Genomic DNA, 18,812 nt, shown 5'->3' with positions numbered 1-18,812 from the left:
TCCGCTTCAAAAACAGCTGACGCAAAGCATTGGAAGGCAAAAATGAAAAAGCCAATTCGCAAGGCCGTGCTGCCTGTGGCCGGACTCGGGACAAGATTTCTGCCGGCTACGAAAGCCGTGCCGAAGGAAATGCTCACAATTGTTGACCGGCCGATCATCCAGTACGTTGTCGATGAAGCAAGGGCGGCTGGAATTGAGCACATTGTTTTTGTGACTGGTCGCAACAAGCATGTCATCGAAGATCATTTCGACGTGGCATACGAGCTTGAAGATACTCTCCGGTCCCGTAACAAGGACGCTGCGCTCGAACTTTTGGAAAAGCACCGGCCTGAGCCCGGTTCTACAAGTTTCACCCGCCAGCAAGCGCCACTCGGTCTGGGGCATGCGATTTGGTGCGCACGAGATATTATCGGTGATGAGCCGTTTGCGATCCTGTTGCCTGACGTAATCATCAAATCGCAAGTCAGTTGCCTCAGGCAGATGGTTGATCTCTACGATCAGACGGGCGGCAACGTCATTGCCGTTGAAGAAGTGCCGGATGATCAGACCCATCAATACGGAATTGTCGAGCTCGCCGCAAAAATCAACGACAATGCCAGCAAGATCTCAAACATGGTTGAAAAACCGGCACCAGGTACCGCACCTTCAAATTTGATGATCACCGGAAGATACATTCTGCAGCCTGAGATTTTTGAACTCTTGTCAAATCAGACCAAAGGTGCAGGTGGCGAGATTCAGCTGACAGATAGTATGCTTTCAATGATGAAAGAGCAGTCCTTTGCTTCGCTGAAGTTTGAAGGCCGCAGCTACGATTGCGGCAGCAAACCCGGCTTTCTGTCGGCTAACATCGCCTTCGGAATGGACGACCCGGCTCTTGCGGAAGAGTTGGTTCCATTCATGAAGGAAATGATCCAGCAACCTCTGGCCGCCGAATAATAGCTTCCTGATTGCCAGTGGGCTTGAAAAGACTTCGAAGAACGGATTAGGACAGAGCCGGATCACCAACAGGTGGTTCGGCTCTTCCCTTGTTCAGGAACCTCCATGACCAGTAGTAATCTTTCCCAGCTCAAGATAGCCGTGATCGGTCTCGGATATGTCGGCCTACCGGTGGCAGTTGCCTTTGCTGGGAAAGGCTATGATGTTCTTGGATTTGATATCAGCCAGAGCAGGCTTGATGAGTTGATAGCCGGACACGACAGTACAGCCTCGGTTTCTGCAGAAGAACTCAATCAAGACTGCCTGTCTTTTTCCTCAGACGAGAATTCACTGAAACACTGCGAAGTCTTCATTGTTGCAGTCCCCACACCGGTGGATGACGCAAAACGACCGGATTTGACACCTTTCAAGAGTGCAGCGGAAACGGTCGGTCGCAACATGAAACGCGGCTCAATAGTCGTTTTTGAATCGACAGTTTTTCCTGGAGCAACCGAAGAGGTTGCCGTGCCCCTGCTCGAACGCGTTTCAAAGCTGACAGTGCGTGACGGATTTGAAGTTGGTTATTCTCCCGAACGAATAAACCCCGGCGACGGCCAGCGTGGATTTGCTGACATAACCAAGATCGTTTCCGCATCTTCAGAAGCAGCAACAGAGCTGCTTGCAGACCTCTATGGCAGCGTCGTCAGCGCCGGCATTCACAAAGCTCCTTCCATCAAGGTGGCGGAAGCATCAAAGGTGATCGAAAACACTCAGCGCGATTTGAACATCGCATTGATGAATGAATTGTCGATGATGTTTCACCAGATAGGGATCGACACTCGAGATGTGTTGGCTGGGTCCGCAACGAAATGGAACTTTCTGCCGTTTCAGCCTGGACTGGTCGGTGGTCACTGTATTGGGGTTGACCCCTATTACCTGACCCACAAAGCACATGAAATCGGCATGACACCGCAAGTGATCCTGGCCGGTCGAGGCACCAATGAAGCGATGCCTGGATTTGTTGCCGGGAAAGTTATTCAGGAAAGCGTTAAACTTGGTCAGCCAATGCCGCTGAAAATTGCCGTTCTCGGAATTACCTACAAGGCTGATGTTCCAGATACTCGAAACTCAAAGGTGGTCGACCTGATCCACGAGTTTGAGAAGTTCGGCGCCGAGGTCCTCGTCCACGATCCGCTTGCCGACCATGATCAGGTTAAAGAGGAGTATGGGATCAACTTGAGCGATCTTGAGCAGTTACGAGAATCACACGTGGTGGTTCTGGCAGTTCCGCATAGTCAATTTTTACAAGGTGATGGCAGCTGGCAAATGGCCACTTCAGTTCTTATGAACGGCAGTGGCCTTGTGGCGGACATACCGGCTGTTCTTGATCGCGAAACCGTGCCCGACAACGTCACGCTGTGGCGTCTTTGATTTTTCAAGCTTTTTTAGATCAGAAACTGAGTAAAATCTGTAATTTATTGACACTTGTATGACTATTGTTTCGTTTTTGGCAAAAGAAGTCTGCCTGTTGACGTCGGGGATTACTCTCATTTTGCGATCTGGTTAAACAAATGCGCCGTATACTGATCGGGTTCAGAAAAGGAGACACCGATCATGGCTCAAACTCATTTCTGGAAGACAGTTGCAGCTGCGGGTCTTGGCGTTTTTTTGTGTCTGGGTGGCGCGCAGGCCGAGGAAGCGCCAGACAGTGGCATATTGCAAAAAATCATCAAGAACCAGATGACAGCCTTTGCCTCCGGAAATGCCAAAGCGGCGTTCTCTTTCGCGACAAATTCCCTTCAGCAACAATTCCAGACACCTGAATTTTTCATGGAAATGGTACGTCAGGGATATCAACCGGTGTATCGACCCAAGAGTGTTACTTTCGGACAATCCAAGATGACGAAGTTGGGACCGACCCAGGAGGTCTATGTAACTGGGCCCAAGGGCAAAAACTGGCTCGCGCTGTATAGTTTCGAAAAACAGGATGACGGCTCTTGGCGCATATCAGGCTGCTACCTGACCAAATCTGACGGTATTTCGGCTTAGCCTCGTTTGATAAAAGCGCTTTACTGTCGTTCCAAAAACGCCGCTCTAGAGTGCGGGAATATCTCCCCGTGCCCAATCCTCTTTGGTTTTTGAATAAAAGTCGTCAAAACGTCCAGATTCAATGGCATCGCGCATGCCCTGCATAAGCTGTTGGTAGTAAGCAATGTTGTTCCAGGTCAACAGCATGCCCGCGAGCCCCTCGCCAGAGCGAACAAGGTGATGCAGATAGGCCCTGCTGTAAGTGCTTGATGCAGGACAGCTGCTCTCTTCATCTAGGGGTCTCGGGTCGTCTTGGTGACGCGCGTTTTTCAGATTGACCTTGCCGAAACGGGTATAGGCCAAGCCATGTCGGCCTGCCCGTGTTGGCATGACGCAATCGAACTGATCGATACCGCGTTTGACACTTTCAAGAAGATCATCAGGCGTGCCCACACCCATGAGGTACCGAGGCTTATCAATCGGCATGACTGGTGTTGTAATGTCGAGCATGCTCAACATGACTTCTTGTGGCTCTCCTACAGCAAGTCCGCCAACGGAAAACCCTTCAAACGGTATTTTTCCCAGTTCCTGCGCGGACCGGATACGCAGGTCAGGTTGGTCACCACCTTGCACGATCCCGTACAGCCCTTGCCCCTTGTGTGGACCGTTCATGTCTTCAAATTGCCTGCGAGAACGTTCTGCCCATCTCAGAGACAGTTCCATGGCGCGCTGAACTTCTTCTTTCGGGCTTGGAAGCTTGATGCACTCATCAAGCTGCATCTGAATATCTGAACCAAGCAAGCCCTGTATCTCGACCGAGCGCTCCGGTGTCAGGTGATGCCTGGAACCATCAATGTGGCTTTGAAACCGGACACCATCCTCATCCAGTTTGCGCAATTGTGCGAGAGACATCACCTGAAATCCGCCACTGTCTGTCAGGATGGTGTGCGGCCAGTTCATGAACTTGTGCAATCCACCAAGTCTTTCGACCCGCTCGGCCGATGGTCGAAGCATCAAGTGATAGGTGTTGCCAAGAACAACATCCGAACCGGTTTCGCGAACCTGTTCAGGATACATTGCCTTCACCGTTGCCTGTGTGCCAACGGGCATAAAGGCGGGTGTGCGAACCACTCCATGGGGCGTTGTTATTTCTCCCCGGCGTGCCATCCCGTCGGTTGAGATCAGCTTGAAACCAAACTTTTTGTTCTGCTCGGTCATGATTTTCCTAAACCGCGCCGTGCTGTGGGAACAGCAGTGAGGCGTCGCCATAGCTATAGAAGCGGTATTCATGTTCGATCGCGTGTTGATATGCAGCGCGCATTGTCTCAAGTCCGGAAAACGCTGACACAAGCATGAACAACGTGGATCGCGGAAGATGGAAATTGGTCATGAGAGCATCAATTGCGAGGAAGCGATAACCCGGAGTGATAAAGATTGCTGTTTCGCCGGCAAACGCCGTGATTTCACCAGTGATTTGAGCAGAGCTCTCCAGAATCCGCAGTGATGTTGTTCCGACACTTACGACCTTGTTGCCGCGTGCTTTCACCGCCCTTAGCGCCTCTGCGGTATCTTCTGAGATTTCTCCCCACTCGGCGTGCATCTTGTGGTCGTTGGTGTCCTCTGCCTTAACTGGAAGAAACGTTCCTGCACCGACATGCAGCGTTACGCAGTGCTGTTCCACCCCATGCTGTGTCAAAGCCTGAAGAAGGTCCGAAGTAAAATGCAGGCCGGCCGTCGGGGCCGCAACGGCGCCATCCTTTTCGGCAAAAATTGTCTGGTAGTCCTTGCGATCCTGTTCATCTTCGCCACGTTTTTGTGCGATGTAAGGTGGAAGAGGAATGTGCCCGACAGCTGCGATTGCCGCATCAAGTGCGGGGCCATCTTGGTCAAAAACCAAAAGAACTTCGCCACCATCAGATTTTTCAGCGACTTCAGCAGTCAGTCTTGCTCCAAATCCTTCGAATAGGATGGTGTCGCCAACCTGAAGCTTCTTTGCAGGACGGACAAAAGCCTTCCAGCTGCTTGAACCGGTCCGCATGTGAAGCGTTGCACCCACTCCAGCGCTGATATCACCACGCAAGCGCGTTCCTTCAAGTTGCGCAGGAATGACCCGGGTATCGTTGAACACGAGGGCATCACCGGGCTCTAAAATACTGGTCAGATCCCTTATACCCTTGTCGGTTAGCGGATCGTACTCACCTGGCTTGACTACGAGCATACGCGCTGAATCTCGTGGCCTTGCCGGGCGCAATGCGATCCGCTCGTTTGGGAGGTCAAAATCAAAAGTATCAACACGCATAACGCTCAGGTTTTTCGCTGGTATTAAGCTGCCGAAATACGAGAACAGCTCTGATTGAAGTGAACGGGACAGGATCAGGTCAGCGGCTCATAAAGGGCGATCGGGATCCGGTCAACTCAAGGAGCCCAAATACGGCACCACCCAAAACGGCGCGACAAATTTTGCCGCGCCGTTTCGATCGCTATACCTGGAAAATTTTGAGTCAGGCCGCGTCGGCCGCGACCTTCAAAGAAACGATATTGTCGGGATCGACCACAGGTTCGCCGCGCTTGATCTTGTCGACATTGTCCATACCGTCGATCACGACACCCCAAACCGTGTACTGACCATCAAGCCAGGGTGCGTCGGTAAAGCAGATGAAAAACTGGCTGTCGCCGGAGTTGGGATCCATGGCACGTGCCATGGAACATGTGCCGCGGATGTGTTTTTCCTGGCTGAACTCGGCCTTCAGTTTTTGACCTGAACCGCCAGTTCCTGTTCCTTGCGGACAACCGGTCTGGGCCATGAAACCATCAATGACACGGTGAAACACGATGCCGTCATAAAAGCCTTCGCGGACAAGTTCCTTGATCCGAGCGACATGTGTCGGTGCAAGGTCGGGTTTCAGTTCTATAACAACCTGACCCTGGTTGGTTTCCATGATCAACGTGTTTTCGGCATCTTTGATTTCAGCCATTTAATTCGCTCCTTGAGTCCTAAAAAGGCGTTGTTGAGAAGGCTAGCCGGCGTCAGCGGCGACCTGCATTTTGATGATTTTATCCGGGTTTGCGGGCGGTTCGCCGCGGGTGATCTTGTCAACGACATCCATGCCATCAACGACTTCACCGAATACGGTGTATTGTCCGTTCAACCAGCCGCCATCGTTGAACATGATGAAGAATTGCGAGTTGGCGCTGTTTGGATCTGAGGCACGAGCCATGCCAAGCGTGCCGCGTTTGAAAGATGCATTGCTGAATTCAGCTGCTATGTCGGGAAGATTCGATCCCCCACTTCCGGTTCCAGTCGGATCACCGGTTTGGGCCATGAACCCATCAATCACCCTGTGAAAGACGATGCCGTCGTAGAAACCATCGCGTGTCAATTGCTTGATGCGCTCAACGTGGTTGGGGGCAACGTCCGGCCGAAGCTCGATCGTAACCCGTCCATCTTTCAGGTCGAGGTAAAGGGTGTTCTCGGGATCTGCCGCCTGGGCACCGAAAACCGGCAGGATCAGAAACGACGCCAGAACGGCGAAAACTGTAAACAATCGTGACACTGGAGACTCCTAAGGTTCAGGTCAGAGAAATTTCAATCATGAACCGGGTAATGCCCGATGTCTGAGAGGCTCGGCAACAGGCTCCGGTACAAACGCGGAGATTTCTCCGCCCATTTTTGCGATTTGACGCACTAACGTGGCCGTGATGTGGCGCACTGCCGGTGATGCAGGCAAAAAGACCGTCTTGATCCCCGGCTCAAGCGTGCCGTTCATGCCTGCCATTTGCATCTCATAGTCAAGGTCGGTTCCGTCTCGAAGACCACGCACAAGATAGGCCGCGCCTTGCGTTCTTGCAGTGTTAATCACCAGATCGGAAAATGAAATCACTTCAATCCGCGCCGTTTCCTCGGGACTGAATTCAACTCTTGCAGACGCATGGAGCAGCTCAACGCGTTCTTCGAAAGAGAAAAGAGGGGTTTTGCCGGGATGGATCCCAATAGCCACCACCACCTTGTCGGCCAAGGCGAGTGCCTGGCGTAGAATATCCATGTGGCCGTTTGTGACCGGATCAAACGAACCGGGATAAAGCGCTATACGAGTCATGGCATCTTCAATACTCCGCCAATTCTCCGCTCACAAGCCAAAGCCCAAGTACATTCGAATTTTTGCGGGCAACTGACATTTTGTGACGGTCATCACATCCGTCTTTTCTTCCATGAGGCAAAGTGGCTTCATCGAAAACAGATGGCGTGAGCAGGAGCCAAGACAATGAGGAGCTACGAAACAATTGACCGAACCGCAGACCATAGCGCGGCAAAGTCATTTATTATTCAGGCCAGGGCCGTTGATCCGGTGGCCAACTTCAAAATGGTTGCCATCTTTACGCTGGCGTTGCTGACGATGATTGCAGCGGGCGTAATGACGATGCACCCGAGCAATGCCTCGCAGGCTCAGGACCTGAACAGCCTGGCAACTCAAGGCATGATGGCCACGAAAGGTGATCGTGCAGCAATTACCCAATCAGCCAATGGCTGTGAAACTCAGGCATGGGGTGCCTGGACAGAAGACTGCGCGGCGGAATTGACCGGCGCAAGCAAGGTCCGCAACGTTTCTTTCGTTACTGTTGAGAAACAGACACCATCCGTAAACGAAACAATTTTGGCCCGTTACCCGACGGCAAACTAAGTCTTACCAAAGACCTCCCTCCCCTACGGCAAACAGCGGCTCAGGTTCCACCCTGGCCGCTGTTGTCGTTTTAGGCGATTGTTTGGCTCTATCAGCTTTCCGGCGGAGTTCCTTCCGGATCTGGAGAGCTGTCATCAGTGTCCGCGGATTTAGCACTGTCTTCGCTGTTTTCTCCGTTTTCGGCGCCTTCTACTTCTTCTTCGATGACGTCTTCTTCATCGACTTCCGAAATCCCTTCAACAGCCACTACCTTTTCATCGTCAGCGGTCTTGAAGACAATGACACCTTGTGTTGCCCTGCCCGCGATGCGAATGCCATCTACAGGACACCGGATCAACTGACCGCCATCTGTGACAAGCATTATCTGATGGCTTTCCTCCACCGGGAAGGATGCGATCAATCCACCATTTCTGTTGTTGACGGCCATCGCCGTGATGCCCTTGCCGCCACGGCCGGTAACGCGGTATTCAAATGACGAAGTCCGTTTGCCGTAGCCGTTTTCGGAAATGGTTAGAATGATCTGTTCAGCTGCGCTCATTTGAGCGTACCGTTCTTGAGGCAGCTCACCGGCGACAACACCGTCCTCATCCGCTCCATTCGCATTTTCGTCCGCTTCACCGCGCATAGCGCGAGAAAGCTTGAGATAGGCGGCGCGCTCTTCCGCATCGACATCGATATGGTGCAGGATCTGCATTGATATGACGCAGTCGCCATCCGCAAGCCTGATGCCTCGAACACCAACTGAGTTTCTGCCGGCAAAGACGCGCACGTCAGTAGCCGGGAAACGGATGCACTGGCCATAATTGGTGGTCAGCATGACATCGTCGTGTTCGGAACAGGTGTCGACACCGACAATACCGTCGCCGTCCTCCAGCTTCATGGCAATCTTGCCATTTCGGTTGATGTTGACGAAGTCAGAAAGCTTGTTACGCCGGACGGTGCCTCGCACCGTTGCAAACATAACATCAAGATTGGCCCAGCTGTCTTCGTCCTCTGGCAATGGAAGTATCGACGTAATCTGTTCGCCCTGCGCGAGAGGCAGCATATTGACGAGTGCCTTGCCTCGCGAGGTTGGGCTTCCAAGAGGTAGTCGCCAGACCTTCATCTTGTAACAAATGCCGCGTGACGAGAAGAAGAGCACCGGTGTATGGGTGTTCGCAACGAAAAGACGGGTGACGAAATCCTCTTCCTTTGTTGCCATTCCGGATCGGCCTTTGCCGCCGCGTCGTTGTGCACGATAGGTGGCCAAAGGAACTCGCTTGATATATCCGCTGTGAGAAACGGTCACGACCATATCTTCGCGTTGGATCAGGTCTTCGTCGTCGAAATCCGCGCCGCCTTCGACAATTTCCGTCCGTCGCGGCGTCGCGAATTCTTCCTTGATCTCAAGCATTTCCGTTCTGACGATATCCTGAATACGCGCACGCGAGCGCAGGATGTCGAGAAAATCGGAAATTTCTGCACCAATCTTGTTCAGCTCTTCCTCAATTTCGTCGCGGCCCATTGCCGTCAGGCGCTGGAGTCTGAGCTCGAGAATGGCTCTGGCCTGTTCTTCAGACAGTTTGTAGGTACCATCTTCCTGAACCATGTGGCGGGGATCATCGATCAAGCGGATCAACGCTTCCACGTCACGTGCCGGCCAGTTTCGTTCCATCAACTGGGCCCGAGCAGTCGCCGGATCGGGTGCAGCCCGGATCAGCTTGATGACCTCGTCGATGTTTTCAACAGCGATACCCAGACCAACCAAGATATGCGCACGATCGCGCGCTTTCTTGAGGAGATAACGCGTCCTGCGCTGTATGACCTCTTCGCGGAAAGCGACAAAGGCATGCAACATGTCGGACAGGTTCATCTGCTCCGGCTTGCCGCCATTGAGTGCCACCATATTGGCGCCAAAGGACGTTTGCAGCTGACTGAAGCGATAGAGCTGGTTCAGGACAACATCCGGGACCGCATCTCGCTTGAGTTCAATAACGACCCGCATGCCGGAGCGGTCGCTTTCGTCCCGGATATCGGAAATGCCCTCAATGCGCTTGTCGCGCACGAGCTCAGCAATCTTCTCAATCATGGTCGATTTGTTGACCTGATACGGAATTTCCGTGACGATCAAAGCGTTGCGGTCCTTGCGGACCTCCTCGATATCCACCTTTGCCCGCATGACGACAGAGCCGCGCCCACTTTCATAGGCATTGCGGATACCTGAACGCCCAAGAATCATACCGCCAGTCGGGAAGTCCGGGCCGGGCACGATCTGCATCAACTCCTCCAGCGACATCGCCGGATTTTCCATTATGGCAATGGCAGCGTCGATGACTTCTCCCAGGTTGTGCGGTGGAATGTTCGTGGCCATGCCGACTGCAATACCGCCGGCACCGTTGACAAGAAGGTTTGGAAATTTTGCCGGCAGGACAACCGGTTCGCTTTCGGAATTGTCATAGTTTTCCTGAAAGTCGACGGTTTCCTTGTCGATATCGTCAAGGAGTCTGTGGGCCACCTTTTCCAGCCGGCATTCCGTGTAGCGCATAGCTGCCGCCGGGTCGCCGTCAATCGATCCGAAGTTGCCTTGTCCGTCTATCAACGGCAGGCGCAGAGAAAAATTCTGCGCCATGCGAACCAATGCATCGTAAATCGCGCTGTCGCCATGTGGGTGATATTTACCCATGACGTCACCGACCACGCGCGCCGACTTGCGGTATGGCTTGTTCCACTCATAGCCATTCTCGTGCATCGAATAGAGGATGCGCCGATGCACCGGCTTTAGTCCGTCTCTGACATCAGGAAGCGCACGCGATACGATCACGCTCATCGCGTAATCGAGGTAGCTGCTCTTCATTTCGTCGACAATGGAAACCGGTTTGATATCGGACGAAAATCCGTCCGAAGGGGTGCTGTTGTCCTGGTCGGCCAAGGAAGACACTCATTTAATTGTTATTGCTGCGTCTTTTATATCCGATTCAATCATCAGAACCAAATAAATGACTGTTTTGCGTCAGAGTTAAAAAGCAACAAAAACAGTTACTTACAGACAGTATACACAGGGTCGAAAAATGATTTCGCCGATGTGGGTCGTCGCGGTCACCAATCCCCTGTAGTAAGACAGAAATCAGGCCAGATTGAATGTCCGGGGAATGGGGAATGATGGACTATTATATCAATGCTTTTGCGACCTTGTTCGTCACCATTGACCCGGTAGGTTTGGCCCCGATGTTTCTGGCAATCACTGCCGGTATGAGCCAAGCGGACAGGCGCAGGGTTGCCATCAGAGCAACACTTACCGCGGCAGCAATCCTGCTGGTGTTTTATGCGTCAGGTCAAACTGTTCTCAATGTACTTGGCATTTCTGTTTCCGCATTCCGCGTTGCAGGTGGTATCTTGTTGTTCCTGATCGCAATTGAGATGATTTTTGGCAAAAGGCAGCAGCGCAAATCGGAAACTGCCGAAAAGGCCATGGAGGCGGAGACGCATCAGGGTTCCATCCACGAGCTGGCAATTTTTCCGCTTGCCATACCACTGATTGCCGGACCTGCTGCAATATCTGCGATTATTCTGTTGTCCAGTCAGGCACCGGACACACTGACTTATGCAGGCCTTGGCGGTGTCATAGCCATTATTTTGTTGAGCTGTCTGGGCGCTTTCCTGCTGGCTGACAAAATTGAACGCCTTTTAGGGGACACCGCACAGTTGGTTATCACACGGCTGCTCGGGGTATTGCTTGCTGCATTGTCCGTTCAATTCGTTGCCGACGGTATTCTCGCATTTATTCAGGGTTAGCAGTTAGACGGTTCATGGCTTGAGTGTGATCCTGAATTCCTGAGCTGAAACACCATGAACGCTATCCCTCGCCTTGATGACGACTTCGTTGATACCCTCAGGGACTTTGACACCTGACAATGATCTGGTGAAGGGTTGCTCATCCACATGGGGATGATGGAGAACACGTTCTCCCAGAAGGTCGCCGTCCGGTGTGAATACCTGCCAAAGATCGGCATAGTGATCCCAGCCCGTGTCATCATGCTCTAGTGTGACGGAAAAGGTCCAGCTGTCACCCGACGCCCTTGCTTCAGCTCCAACGATCTTCACGTCACCTGCAACAGCATTGCCAGCCATCAAGGATGCAAGCACAAGTGCCGCACATGACAGTGGTTTCAAGCTTTTTTGCATGACTTTGTACTCCGAAAACAGATCTTTGACCGCCATCCTTGCAACGGTTTTTCGCTGAGACAAAATAAAGATTGCGTCATAGGCAATGTTGAAGTGTGAGCCCCTCAGTGGCTCCCATTTTTTACGGCACGAAAGCTCGTGCGATATATTCAAACCTGCATATTCAGAAAAACTATCTCGTGTTTTGCAAATGGCTGTCGCGCTTGAACCCCAATGGCCAAAGCTCTTTGTGACCGTTCCCCCATTCCGCGAGTGATTTGACAACAGGTTCAAGCGACAGGCCGAGTTCGGTCAGGCGGTACTCTACCTTTGGCGGCACCACCGGGTAGACCGTACGATCGATCAGACCATCTGCCTCCATGCTTCGCAGTTGCGATGTAAGTACTCTTTGCGTGATGTTTGGCAATGCCTTTTGGAATTCGTTGAAACGCATGACGTCCCGATCAAGCAGCAGGAAAAGGATCACACCTTTCCACTTTCCGTCGATGAGGCTAAGTGCTGCCTCGACTGCACATCCCGGGTGACAGTCATAGCTGCTTTTCGACCCATTATCTTTCGGCTTGTTTATAGTATCCATTTTGTCACTATCTACTGTTCCGGTCAGTATGTGTCCAAATTGTACATACTTGCGTGAGTTTAGATTATGTCCAATTTGGCCGGTACGCAAATATGGAGAAAACGACATGCGTGCCATCGGCTACACAACTTCGCTGCCAGTGAATGATCAAAAGTCATTGGAAGAATTCAATCTGCCAAAGCCAACTGCCCAAGGACGAGATTTGCTGGTCGAAATCAGGGCTGTCGCAATCAACCCTGTCGACACCAAAGTGCGTATGCGGCGGCAATCTGAAAACGGTGAACCGATCGTGTTGGGTTACGACGCTGCAGGTGTGGTTGCCGAAGTCGGTTCGGACGTTAATGACTTTTCGCCCGGTGACGAGGTCTACTACGCTGGTGATATTACACGGCCGGGCACAAATTCGGAGTTTCATCTCGTTGACGAGCGGATCGTTGGCAGAAAGCCGAAGTCTCTTGGCTTTGCCGAAGCGGCGGCTTTGCCATTAACGACCATTACTGCGTGGGAAGCCTTGTTCGATCGCCTTAAGGTGCAGGATAAAGTCGGCAATGGCGCAGGAAGTCTCCTTATTGTAGGCGGTGCTGGTGGCGTCGGATCAATCGCAATCCAGCTCGCGCGCCAGTTAACGGATTTGAACGTGATCGCAACAGCTTCACGTTCAGCAAGCCAATCCTGGGTCAAGACACTGGGTGCTCATCACGTCTTAGACCATTCTCAGAAACTGGCGCCTCAGTTTGAAGAGTTGGGACTAGATGCACCTGGCCTGGTTTTTTCAACAACGCACACTGAGCAACATCTTGAAGATCTCGCTGAAACGATTGCTCCACAAGGCAGGTTCCTGCTGATAGACGATCCGGAGACTTTCAGCATTATGCCTTTCAAGCAAAAGGCGGTTTCGATCCATTGGGAGTTCATGTTTACACGGTCGATGTTTCAGACGGCGGACATGGATGCACAAGGGAAGTTGCTGACCAAAGTTGCTGATCTTGTCGATCAGGGACGTGTTCGCACCACTTTGTCAGACGCTGTTTCACCAATTAGTGCAGAAAATTTGCGAAAAGCGCATCAACAGATCGAGAGCCAAAAGACCGTTGGTAAAATCGTTCTCGAAGATTTCTGACAACGCCCCTTCGACCTTGCGAACAACAATCGCATTCGTCATCCTCATTTGCGGAGGATGACGATGCCGATTGATGAAAGCGCCGTGCGTGCCAAACTGCAGTCGCTGAAAGCTGAACTGGAAGCACTTAGCGAAATCTCAGAAGAGGCACGTGCGCCGGTAACACTGGATCAACAATCAGTTGGCCGGTTGTCGCGCATGGATGCACTTCAGGGACAAGCAATGGCGCAGGCTTCCGAGCGTCAGCGGCGTGCGCAAATACAAAGTATCGACGCCGCGCTGCATCGTCTGGACGTTGGCGACTACGGGTTCTGTGTTGATTGCGGCGAAGACATTTCGCCCAAGCGACTTGCGGTTGATCCAGCGGCAGCGTTTTGCATCAAATGCGCCAGTTAAACGACATGACGTCGAAGCCCGCTCAAAAAAGCGAAGACTTCCTTTTCTCTTTGCTCAATCGGAAATAGATGCAGGTCTTCCTCAGTCCATTTTTCGTTTCGAGAAAGCTCATTTTCCAAAGCCTCTACTGAATTGCGTTCTTCCAAGCTAAGCGGAAGCGTCTTTGAGGAGCGCAATAGAGAGAGCTGTTCGTGGATACGACGCAAAACGGAAAGAGCTGACCCCATCTGTTGTTTCAACTGGCTGTTTTCCCGCCACGACTTTCCATTGAAGATTTCCTGGGTGACGCGCTGACCGGCACCAAAACAGTTGTAGGAAACACAACCGGCAAATCCGAGCTTTGTCCTGCTGTCGAAAATCCTGCATTTGTCTTGGGTGCCGAGGTTGGGACACTCTTCTCCGGCGGCCTTGTCTATTGCAAAGGATTCGGATTTATCGAATGCAAACACAACACAGCAAAGAGCAGCACACGCTGAGCAATCGGGATTGAGGTCAATTTGATCAACACTGTTCAAGCAACTTGACGCCAAGACTTTGCTTTCAGGTTTTCAGGGCCTTTGGAGAGCCGTCATGCACAGCTCAATGCTTTGAGGCACGTTACTCCCACTCGATCGTTCCGGGAGGCTTCGATGTGATGTCATAGGTTACGCGATTTATGCCCTGGACTTCATTGATGATACGGGTTGCGGTTTCACCAAGGAATTCATGCTCAAACGGGTAGTAGTCTGCCGTCATTCCGTCGACCGACGTTACGGCCCGAAGCGCACAGGCATAATCGTAGGTTCGACCGTCGCCCATGACACCGACTGTGCGCACCGGCAGAATGGCAACAAACGCCTGCCAGATTTCGTCATAGAGCCCGTGTTTTCTGATTTGATCGATGTAAACTGCATCAGCCTTCCGCAGGATTTCCAGTTTTTCGCGCGTGATTTCACCGGGGCAACGGATTGCAAGTCCTGGTCCCGGGAAGGGGTGACGACCGATAAAACTTTCAGGAAGTCCAAGTTCGCGACCGAGTTCCCTCACCTCATCCTTGAAAAGTTCACGCAAAGGCTCAACGAGTTTAAGACCCATTTTTTCCGGTAAACCACCGACATTGTGATGGGACTTGATGGTGACCGAGGGGCCTCCGGAAAAACTCACACTTTCGATGACATCCGGATATAGGGTCCCTTGCGCAAGAAAGTCAGCGCCCTCAATCTCGTTGGCGTGTTTTTGAAAAACATCGATGAATAGCTTGCCAATAATCTTGCGTTTTGTTTCTGGATCGGAAACGCCATCCAGCTCACCCAGGAACAATTCGGTTTCGTCTGCATGTATGAGCGGTATGTTGTAATGATCGCGGAACATGGAAACGACTTCGTCCGCTTCGTTCTGGCGCAAGAGCCCGTGGTCGACAAAGACGCATGTCAGCTGGTCCCCGATCGCCTCATGAATGAGGACTGCTGCCACAGAACTGTCTACACCGCCCGACAGCCCACAAATGACCTTTTTATCCCCGACCTGTTCACGAATTTTGTCGATGGCATCGTCTTTGTAAGCGCCCATCGTCCAGTCGCCGGTAAACCCTGCCAGGCGAACGAAGTTCTCATAAAGCGTTTTGCCGTTGGGCGTGTGATGAACTTCCGGATGAAATTGCACGGCAAAGAAGTTGCGGTTCTGATCGGCGGTCACGGCAAATGGCGCATTTGGCGAGACACCAAACACTTCAAAGCCTGGGGCCAGTTCACTGACGTGATCGCCGTGGCTCATCCACACCTGTTCTTTTCCACTGGCAAACCAGCCTTTCAGGATTGGCAGTGGACTGCTTGTGGGCGTGACAAAGGCGCGACCAAATTCAGCGGTGCCGCCACCTCCTGAAATCTTGCCACCTTCGACCTTGCCGCCAAGGTCCTGCATCATGACCTGTTGGCCGTAACAGATGCCCAGGATCGGGACACCAAGCTCATAGACCGCGCTTGGTGGTCGGGGAGCCCCTTCCCTTACCACTGAATCCGGCCCCCCGGAGAAGATCACTGCCTTCGGGCGAAATTCCTCAAGAAAGCTCTCGCTTACATTCTGATAAGGGTGAATTTCGCAATAAACGCTGAGTTCACGCAAGCGCCGCGCAATAAGCTGGGTCACCTGAGAACCGAAGTCGATTATGAGGAGGCGGTCGTGATGATGGGTCATGGCCAGCTTCTAACCGGTCTTTTCTCCAAAATGAACCCGTATTCGGCGGATGAAATGATCCCTCACAGTATTTTTTGACGCCTCCGTCAACAGCTGCGCCAGAGTTTTCGCCTGAGGTCAAGTTCGATGTCTTCCTACAAGCTGTGTACGGCTGAAATTCGGTTTTGACGCCTGTCTGTTGGCTACTTAGTCTGGACAGTGATCGTGCCATTACTGTCCAATGCCGGGTGGTGAAACGGTGCTCAAGGATGCCGGACCCATATGACCGCAGCTGCCCGTAAAGCGTTTGATGACGCTGTTGCACTTGAACAATCTGGAAACCTGGACAAGGCTCTTGTATCTTATCTCAAGGCACAGGAACTTGCGCCGCAAGATACTGAAATCGCATATCGAACAGCCTCTGCGCTCTTGCAAGCCGGATATCTGGAAGAAGCGCAATCGCAACTTCGCAGAATTGTGTTTGCCGAACCGGAGCATTTAGGTGCGCGCGGCAGCCTTGGAAGTTGCCAGCTTTTGCAGGGTGATCTTGAAAACGCACAACAGAATTTTCGTGACGTACTTGAACAGGCCCAAGACAATCGAAACGCACTTTTTGGTCTGGCCACGGTGTTGTTGAAAGAAGGCCGGGCCGCGGAAGCAGAGGGACTTGCGAGAAAGCTTGTTGAACTGTTGCCTGACACGCCAGCTGTTTTGACCCTGTTTGCTGAGACCCAAGACAAAACCGGCCACATCCCTGCGTCTATCGCGGCCTATCGCAAAGCTTTGAAGGTCGATCCGGAACATGTGCCCGCTTTGATCGGCCTATCGGAGACCCTCCTGCTCAGAAAGCGTTATGATGAAGTCATTGAACTAGCCGTTCGGGCCAGTCAGCTTTCCAAAACCGATGCCTATCCTTTATCAGTGCTTTCTGATGCGCTTTCCGGAAAAGGTGCCCTCGAGGACGCAAGAGAAGCCTCGGAAGCGGCATTGGACCTGGATCCGCATTCCTTCCCAGTCATGGTGCAACTGAGCGTGCTTTCGCGAAAGCTCGGAGATCCCGTTGCCGCACTTCGTTACGCACTGGCAGCACATGACGAGGATACAGACGCAGCAGAGCCCCTCAATGCATTGGGATCAGCACTTGCCTCGCTAAAATACGCAACGGAAGCAAGATCGGTGTTGACCGGTCACGCGTCGAACAAACAGCTGGAACCAGGTGTTCGGCAGTTGATTGAAGCTTTGATCGCCGAAAAAGTTGTTCCCGAGACTTCGCGGGAAAACTCTGCAACTCAATCCGGGCTTCCTAGCAAAAGCGTTGATATGAGCCGCGATACTCCGCAGAATTCAGAGACTTCGCGCTTGAACCCGGTCGGCGATGGAATGCCAAATGTTCTTGGCCTCAATCGGCAGGATCGATCATGACAACCTTGGGCGCTCCAGTTGCGAACCTAGGCCCGCTTCTGAAACACGGAAATGAAAAAACCGTCGGTACCTGTCGAATGCGGTGACAGCAAGAGTGAGCCGGTTTCAGACACGTGGTCTGGCAAGGCCTTTTCCGGCAACAGTTCTTTCCAGATTTCGAGCGCTGAAACAGGCTGAAATTCGGGGTTCTGTTTCAGGAACCACTCCGATTGAGACTGATTTTCCTCGCGTAGAACAGAACAAGTCGCATATACCAACCGGCCGCCAGTTTTGACATATTTCTTTGCGTTTTCAAGCACATGCCGCTGATCTTTTATGCGGTCTTCAAGTGCTCTTTCCGACAATTTCCATTTTGAATCAGGGCGCCTGCGCCAAACGCCTGTTCCGGTGCAAGGGGCATCTATAAACACAAGATCCATTAGGTCTTCAAGATCAGTCAAATCCGTGCTCGCCGGATCTCGGACCTGGATATTGTGTACGCCTGCCCGCTTCAACCGTTCATGTATTGGGGCGAGCCGAAGCCGATCAGCGTCAAAAGCGTAGAGTTGACCCTTGTTCTGCATACTCGCAGCCAAGGCGAGCGTCTTGCCGCCGCCACCTGCACAATAGTCAAGAACCTGTTCGCCGGGCGCTGCCTTCGCCAAATACGCGGCCAGTTGGCTGGCCTCGTCCTGCAACTCAAACCACCCTTTTTGATAGCCTTCCTCAGCCTGGACATGCGGCATACGGCCCAGACCGGGTTTTGCTTCAATTCGGATGCCAAGTGGTGACAAAGACGAGGATTTTGCACCCGTATGGGCCAAACGCTTCAGAAGCTTGTCGCGGTTCGATTTCAATGTGTTGACGCGAAGATCGACAGGAGCGCGTCTCGCCAATGCCTTTCCTTCAGCAATGGCATTTTCACCTAGGCTGTCCTCGAACCGGGACCACAACCAATTTGGTATGTCTGCAGCTTCGGCAGGTGACAAGCTCAATTCTGCATCTTCTGAAAGCCGTTGTTTTTCAGGTTCCGACAAAGGCTCGGGCGCGTGTCTGTCCTGGGCAAGTGCCTCTTCGAGAGCGACAACTCCTTTTTCCCAGGATTTGACATAGGTTGCCAGGACAAGCCCTCGCGGGTCGCCTGATTGCATCACGGCGCTGAGCGACGCCTTGTTGCGTAACGCGTCAAAAACAAGGTTCCCGATCACCGTACGGTCTCCAGACCCCGCAAACCTGTGGGCTGTTCCCCAGTCTCTTAGTGCGGCTTGAACGGGGCGATGCCGCGTTTCGACTTCCTGCAACACTTCAATTGCAGCCGCCAGGCGTCCACCGTCTTTCATGCAAATCCTTTGTAGTTCTTAAAACTCTTATCGAGCTGATAGGC

Annotated in this window: 19 protein-coding genes; 8 read left to right on the top strand and 11 right to left on the bottom strand. The window is 52.3% G+C overall.

Features of this window, described 5'->3' with window-relative positions:
* The first annotated feature begins 42 nt into the window (after positions 1-42).
* The 3 genes from galU (at position 43) to Q0835_RS16325 (ending at position 2,964) form a co-directional block, all read left to right on the top strand.
* Entirely contained in the window at positions 43-936 is an 894-nt protein-coding gene (galU, locus tag Q0835_RS16335) for a UTP--glucose-1-phosphate uridylyltransferase GalU (protein WP_298815500.1), read from the top strand.
* Positions 937-1,041: 105 nt separating this feature from the next.
* Complete coding sequence (locus Q0835_RS16330; protein WP_298962994.1) at positions 1,042-2,346, top strand: nucleotide sugar dehydrogenase; 1,305 nt, start codon at positions 1,042-1,044, stop codon at positions 2,344-2,346.
* Between the two features lie 183 nt (positions 2,347-2,529).
* Positions 2,530-2,964 (top strand): DUF4864 domain-containing protein, encoded by a 435-nt coding sequence (locus tag Q0835_RS16325; RefSeq protein WP_298815496.1) that lies wholly within the window; start codon positions 2,530-2,532, stop codon positions 2,962-2,964.
* A 45-nt stretch (positions 2,965-3,009) separates the two neighbouring features.
* On the opposite strand, the gene tgt is transcribed toward Q0835_RS16325, so the two are convergent.
* The 5 genes from tgt to coaD all read right to left on the bottom strand — a co-directional run bounded on the left by tgt (position 3,010) and on the right by coaD (position 7,040).
* Positions 3,010-4,161 carry a tRNA guanosine(34) transglycosylase Tgt gene (gene tgt, locus Q0835_RS16320; protein WP_298962991.1) on the bottom strand — a complete coding sequence of 384 codons (1,152 nt, stop codon included), beginning with the start codon at positions 4,159-4,161 and terminating at the stop codon, positions 3,010-3,012.
* Positions 4,162-4,168: 7 nt separating this feature from the next.
* Positions 4,169-5,242 carry a tRNA preQ1(34) S-adenosylmethionine ribosyltransferase-isomerase QueA gene (gene queA, locus Q0835_RS16315; RefSeq protein ID WP_298962989.1) on the bottom strand — a complete coding sequence of 358 codons (1,074 nt, stop codon included), beginning with the start codon at positions 5,240-5,242 and terminating at the stop codon, positions 4,169-4,171.
* A 202-nt stretch (positions 5,243-5,444) separates the two neighbouring features.
* A complete protein-coding gene (locus tag Q0835_RS16310) occupies positions 5,445-5,918 on the bottom strand; it encodes a peptidylprolyl isomerase (RefSeq protein ID WP_298815489.1) in 474 nt (157 codons plus the stop codon).
* A 42-nt stretch (positions 5,919-5,960) separates the two neighbouring features.
* Positions 5,961-6,455, bottom strand: coding sequence for a peptidylprolyl isomerase (locus Q0835_RS16305; RefSeq protein WP_298963236.1), 495 nt, complete (start codon positions 6,453-6,455; stop codon positions 5,961-5,963).
* Positions 6,456-6,533: 78 nt separating this feature from the next.
* Positions 6,534-7,040 (bottom strand): pantetheine-phosphate adenylyltransferase, encoded by a 507-nt coding sequence (gene coaD / locus Q0835_RS16300; protein ID WP_298815487.1) that lies wholly within the window; start codon positions 7,038-7,040, stop codon positions 6,534-6,536.
* A gap of 165 nt (positions 7,041-7,205) precedes the next feature.
* On the opposite strand from coaD, the gene Q0835_RS16295 reads away from it, so the two are divergent.
* The gene (locus Q0835_RS16295; protein WP_298962987.1) at positions 7,206-7,622 is read left to right on the top strand and encodes a phosphopantetheine adenylyltransferase; all 417 of its coding nucleotides are present in this window, start codon (positions 7,206-7,208) and stop codon (positions 7,620-7,622) included.
* Positions 7,623-7,713: 91 nt separating this feature from the next.
* On the opposite strand, the gene gyrA is transcribed toward Q0835_RS16295, so the two are convergent.
* Positions 7,714-10,539: a DNA gyrase subunit A gene (gene gyrA, locus Q0835_RS16290; protein WP_298962985.1), complete on the bottom strand. Its 2,826-nt coding sequence runs from the start codon at positions 10,537-10,539 to the stop codon at positions 7,714-7,716.
* A 218-nt stretch (positions 10,540-10,757) separates the two neighbouring features.
* Here gyrA and Q0835_RS16285 point away from each other — a divergent pair, with 218 nt between their 5' ends.
* A complete protein-coding gene (locus tag Q0835_RS16285) occupies positions 10,758-11,393 on the top strand; it encodes a MarC family protein (protein WP_298962984.1) in 636 nt (211 codons plus the stop codon).
* Between the two features lie 12 nt (positions 11,394-11,405).
* Here the strand turns inward: Q0835_RS16285 and Q0835_RS16280 are convergent, their stop codons facing one another.
* Positions 11,406-11,783, bottom strand: a complete 378-nt coding sequence (locus Q0835_RS16280; protein WP_298962982.1) for a hypothetical protein — start codon at positions 11,781-11,783, stop codon at positions 11,406-11,408.
* Between the two features lie 172 nt (positions 11,784-11,955).
* Positions 11,956-12,360 carry a helix-turn-helix domain-containing protein gene (locus Q0835_RS16275; protein WP_298962980.1) on the bottom strand — a complete coding sequence of 135 codons (405 nt, stop codon included), beginning with the start codon at positions 12,358-12,360 and terminating at the stop codon, positions 11,956-11,958.
* Between the two features lie 106 nt (positions 12,361-12,466).
* On the opposite strand from Q0835_RS16275, the gene Q0835_RS16270 reads away from it, so the two are divergent.
* Together Q0835_RS16270 and Q0835_RS16265 are read left to right on the top strand one after the other, a co-directional pair.
* Positions 12,467-13,480, top strand: coding sequence for a zinc-binding alcohol dehydrogenase family protein (locus Q0835_RS16270; RefSeq protein WP_298963233.1), 1,014 nt, complete (start codon positions 12,467-12,469; stop codon positions 13,478-13,480).
* A gap of 57 nt (positions 13,481-13,537) precedes the next feature.
* Entirely contained in the window at positions 13,538-13,876 is a 339-nt protein-coding gene (locus Q0835_RS16265; RefSeq protein ID WP_298962978.1) for a TraR/DksA C4-type zinc finger protein, read from the top strand.
* Here Q0835_RS16265 and Q0835_RS16260 read toward each other — a convergent pair.
* The gene (locus Q0835_RS16260) at positions 13,873-14,115 is read right to left on the bottom strand and encodes a hypothetical protein (RefSeq protein ID WP_298962976.1); all 243 of its coding nucleotides are present in this window, start codon (positions 14,113-14,115) and stop codon (positions 13,873-13,875) included. The two genes, Q0835_RS16265 and Q0835_RS16260, sit on opposite strands and share 4 nt — an antisense overlap.
* Before the next feature lie 358 nt (positions 14,116-14,473).
* The gene (gene guaA / locus Q0835_RS16255) at positions 14,474-16,048 is read right to left on the bottom strand and encodes a glutamine-hydrolyzing GMP synthase (RefSeq protein WP_298962974.1); all 1,575 of its coding nucleotides are present in this window, start codon (positions 16,046-16,048) and stop codon (positions 14,474-14,476) included.
* A 261-nt stretch (positions 16,049-16,309) separates the two neighbouring features.
* On the opposite strand from guaA, the gene Q0835_RS16250 reads away from it, so the two are divergent.
* On the top strand, positions 16,310-17,449 hold the full coding sequence (locus Q0835_RS16250; RefSeq protein WP_298962972.1) for a tetratricopeptide repeat protein: 1,140 nt from the start codon (positions 16,310-16,312) through the stop codon (positions 17,447-17,449).
* 26 nt (positions 17,450-17,475) lie between these two features.
* Here Q0835_RS16250 and Q0835_RS16245 read toward each other — a convergent pair whose 3' ends face one another.
* Positions 17,476-18,768, bottom strand: a complete 1,293-nt coding sequence (locus tag Q0835_RS16245; RefSeq protein WP_298962970.1) for an RsmB/NOP family class I SAM-dependent RNA methyltransferase — start codon at positions 18,766-18,768, stop codon at positions 17,476-17,478.
* Positions 18,769-18,812: the final 44 nt, after the last annotated feature.

The sequence above is a fragment of the uncultured Roseibium sp. genome, from assembly GCF_947499295.1.
Lineage (GTDB): Bacteria > Pseudomonadota > Alphaproteobacteria > Rhizobiales > Stappiaceae > Roseibium.
This window is presented reverse-complemented; position numbering and strand designations above follow the sequence as displayed.

Coding starts and splice junctions, on each gene's coding strand:
- galU (WP_298815500.1), top strand. CDS start 43: ATGAAAAAGCCAATTCGCAAGGCCGTGCTGCCTGTGGCCGGACTCGGG.
- Q0835_RS16330 (WP_298962994.1), top strand. CDS start 1,042: ATGACCAGTAGTAATCTTTCCCAGCTCAAGATAGCCGTGATCGGTCTC.
- Q0835_RS16325 (WP_298815496.1), top strand. CDS start 2,530: ATGGCTCAAACTCATTTCTGGAAGACAGTTGCAGCTGCGGGTCTTGGC.
- tgt (WP_298962991.1), bottom strand. CDS start 4,161: ATGACCGAGCAGAACAAAAAGTTTGGTTTCAAGCTGATCTCAACCGAC.
- queA (WP_298962989.1), bottom strand. CDS start 5,242: ATGCGTGTTGATACTTTTGATTTTGACCTCCCAAACGAGCGGATCGCA.
- Q0835_RS16310 (WP_298815489.1), bottom strand. CDS start 5,918: ATGGCTGAAATCAAAGATGCCGAAAACACGTTGATCATGGAAACCAAC.
- coaD (WP_298815487.1), bottom strand. CDS start 7,040: ATGACTCGTATAGCGCTTTATCCCGGTTCGTTTGATCCGGTCACAAAC.
- Q0835_RS16295 (WP_298962987.1), top strand. CDS start 7,206: ATGAGGAGCTACGAAACAATTGACCGAACCGCAGACCATAGCGCGGCA.
- Q0835_RS16285 (WP_298962984.1), top strand. CDS start 10,758: ATGATGGACTATTATATCAATGCTTTTGCGACCTTGTTCGTCACCATT.
- Q0835_RS16280 (WP_298962982.1), bottom strand. CDS start 11,783: ATGCAAAAAAGCTTGAAACCACTGTCATGTGCGGCACTTGTGCTTGCA.
- Q0835_RS16275 (WP_298962980.1), bottom strand. CDS start 12,360: ATGGATACTATAAACAAGCCGAAAGATAATGGGTCGAAAAGCAGCTAT.
- Q0835_RS16270 (WP_298963233.1), top strand. CDS start 12,467: ATGCGTGCCATCGGCTACACAACTTCGCTGCCAGTGAATGATCAAAAG.
- Q0835_RS16265 (WP_298962978.1), top strand. CDS start 13,538: ATGACGATGCCGATTGATGAAAGCGCCGTGCGTGCCAAACTGCAGTCG.
- guaA (WP_298962974.1), bottom strand. CDS start 16,048: ATGACCCATCATCACGACCGCCTCCTCATAATCGACTTCGGTTCTCAG.
- Q0835_RS16250 (WP_298962972.1), top strand. CDS start 16,310: ATGACCGCAGCTGCCCGTAAAGCGTTTGATGACGCTGTTGCACTTGAA.
- Q0835_RS16245 (WP_298962970.1), bottom strand. CDS start 18,768: ATGAAAGACGGTGGACGCCTGGCGGCTGCAATTGAAGTGTTGCAGGAA.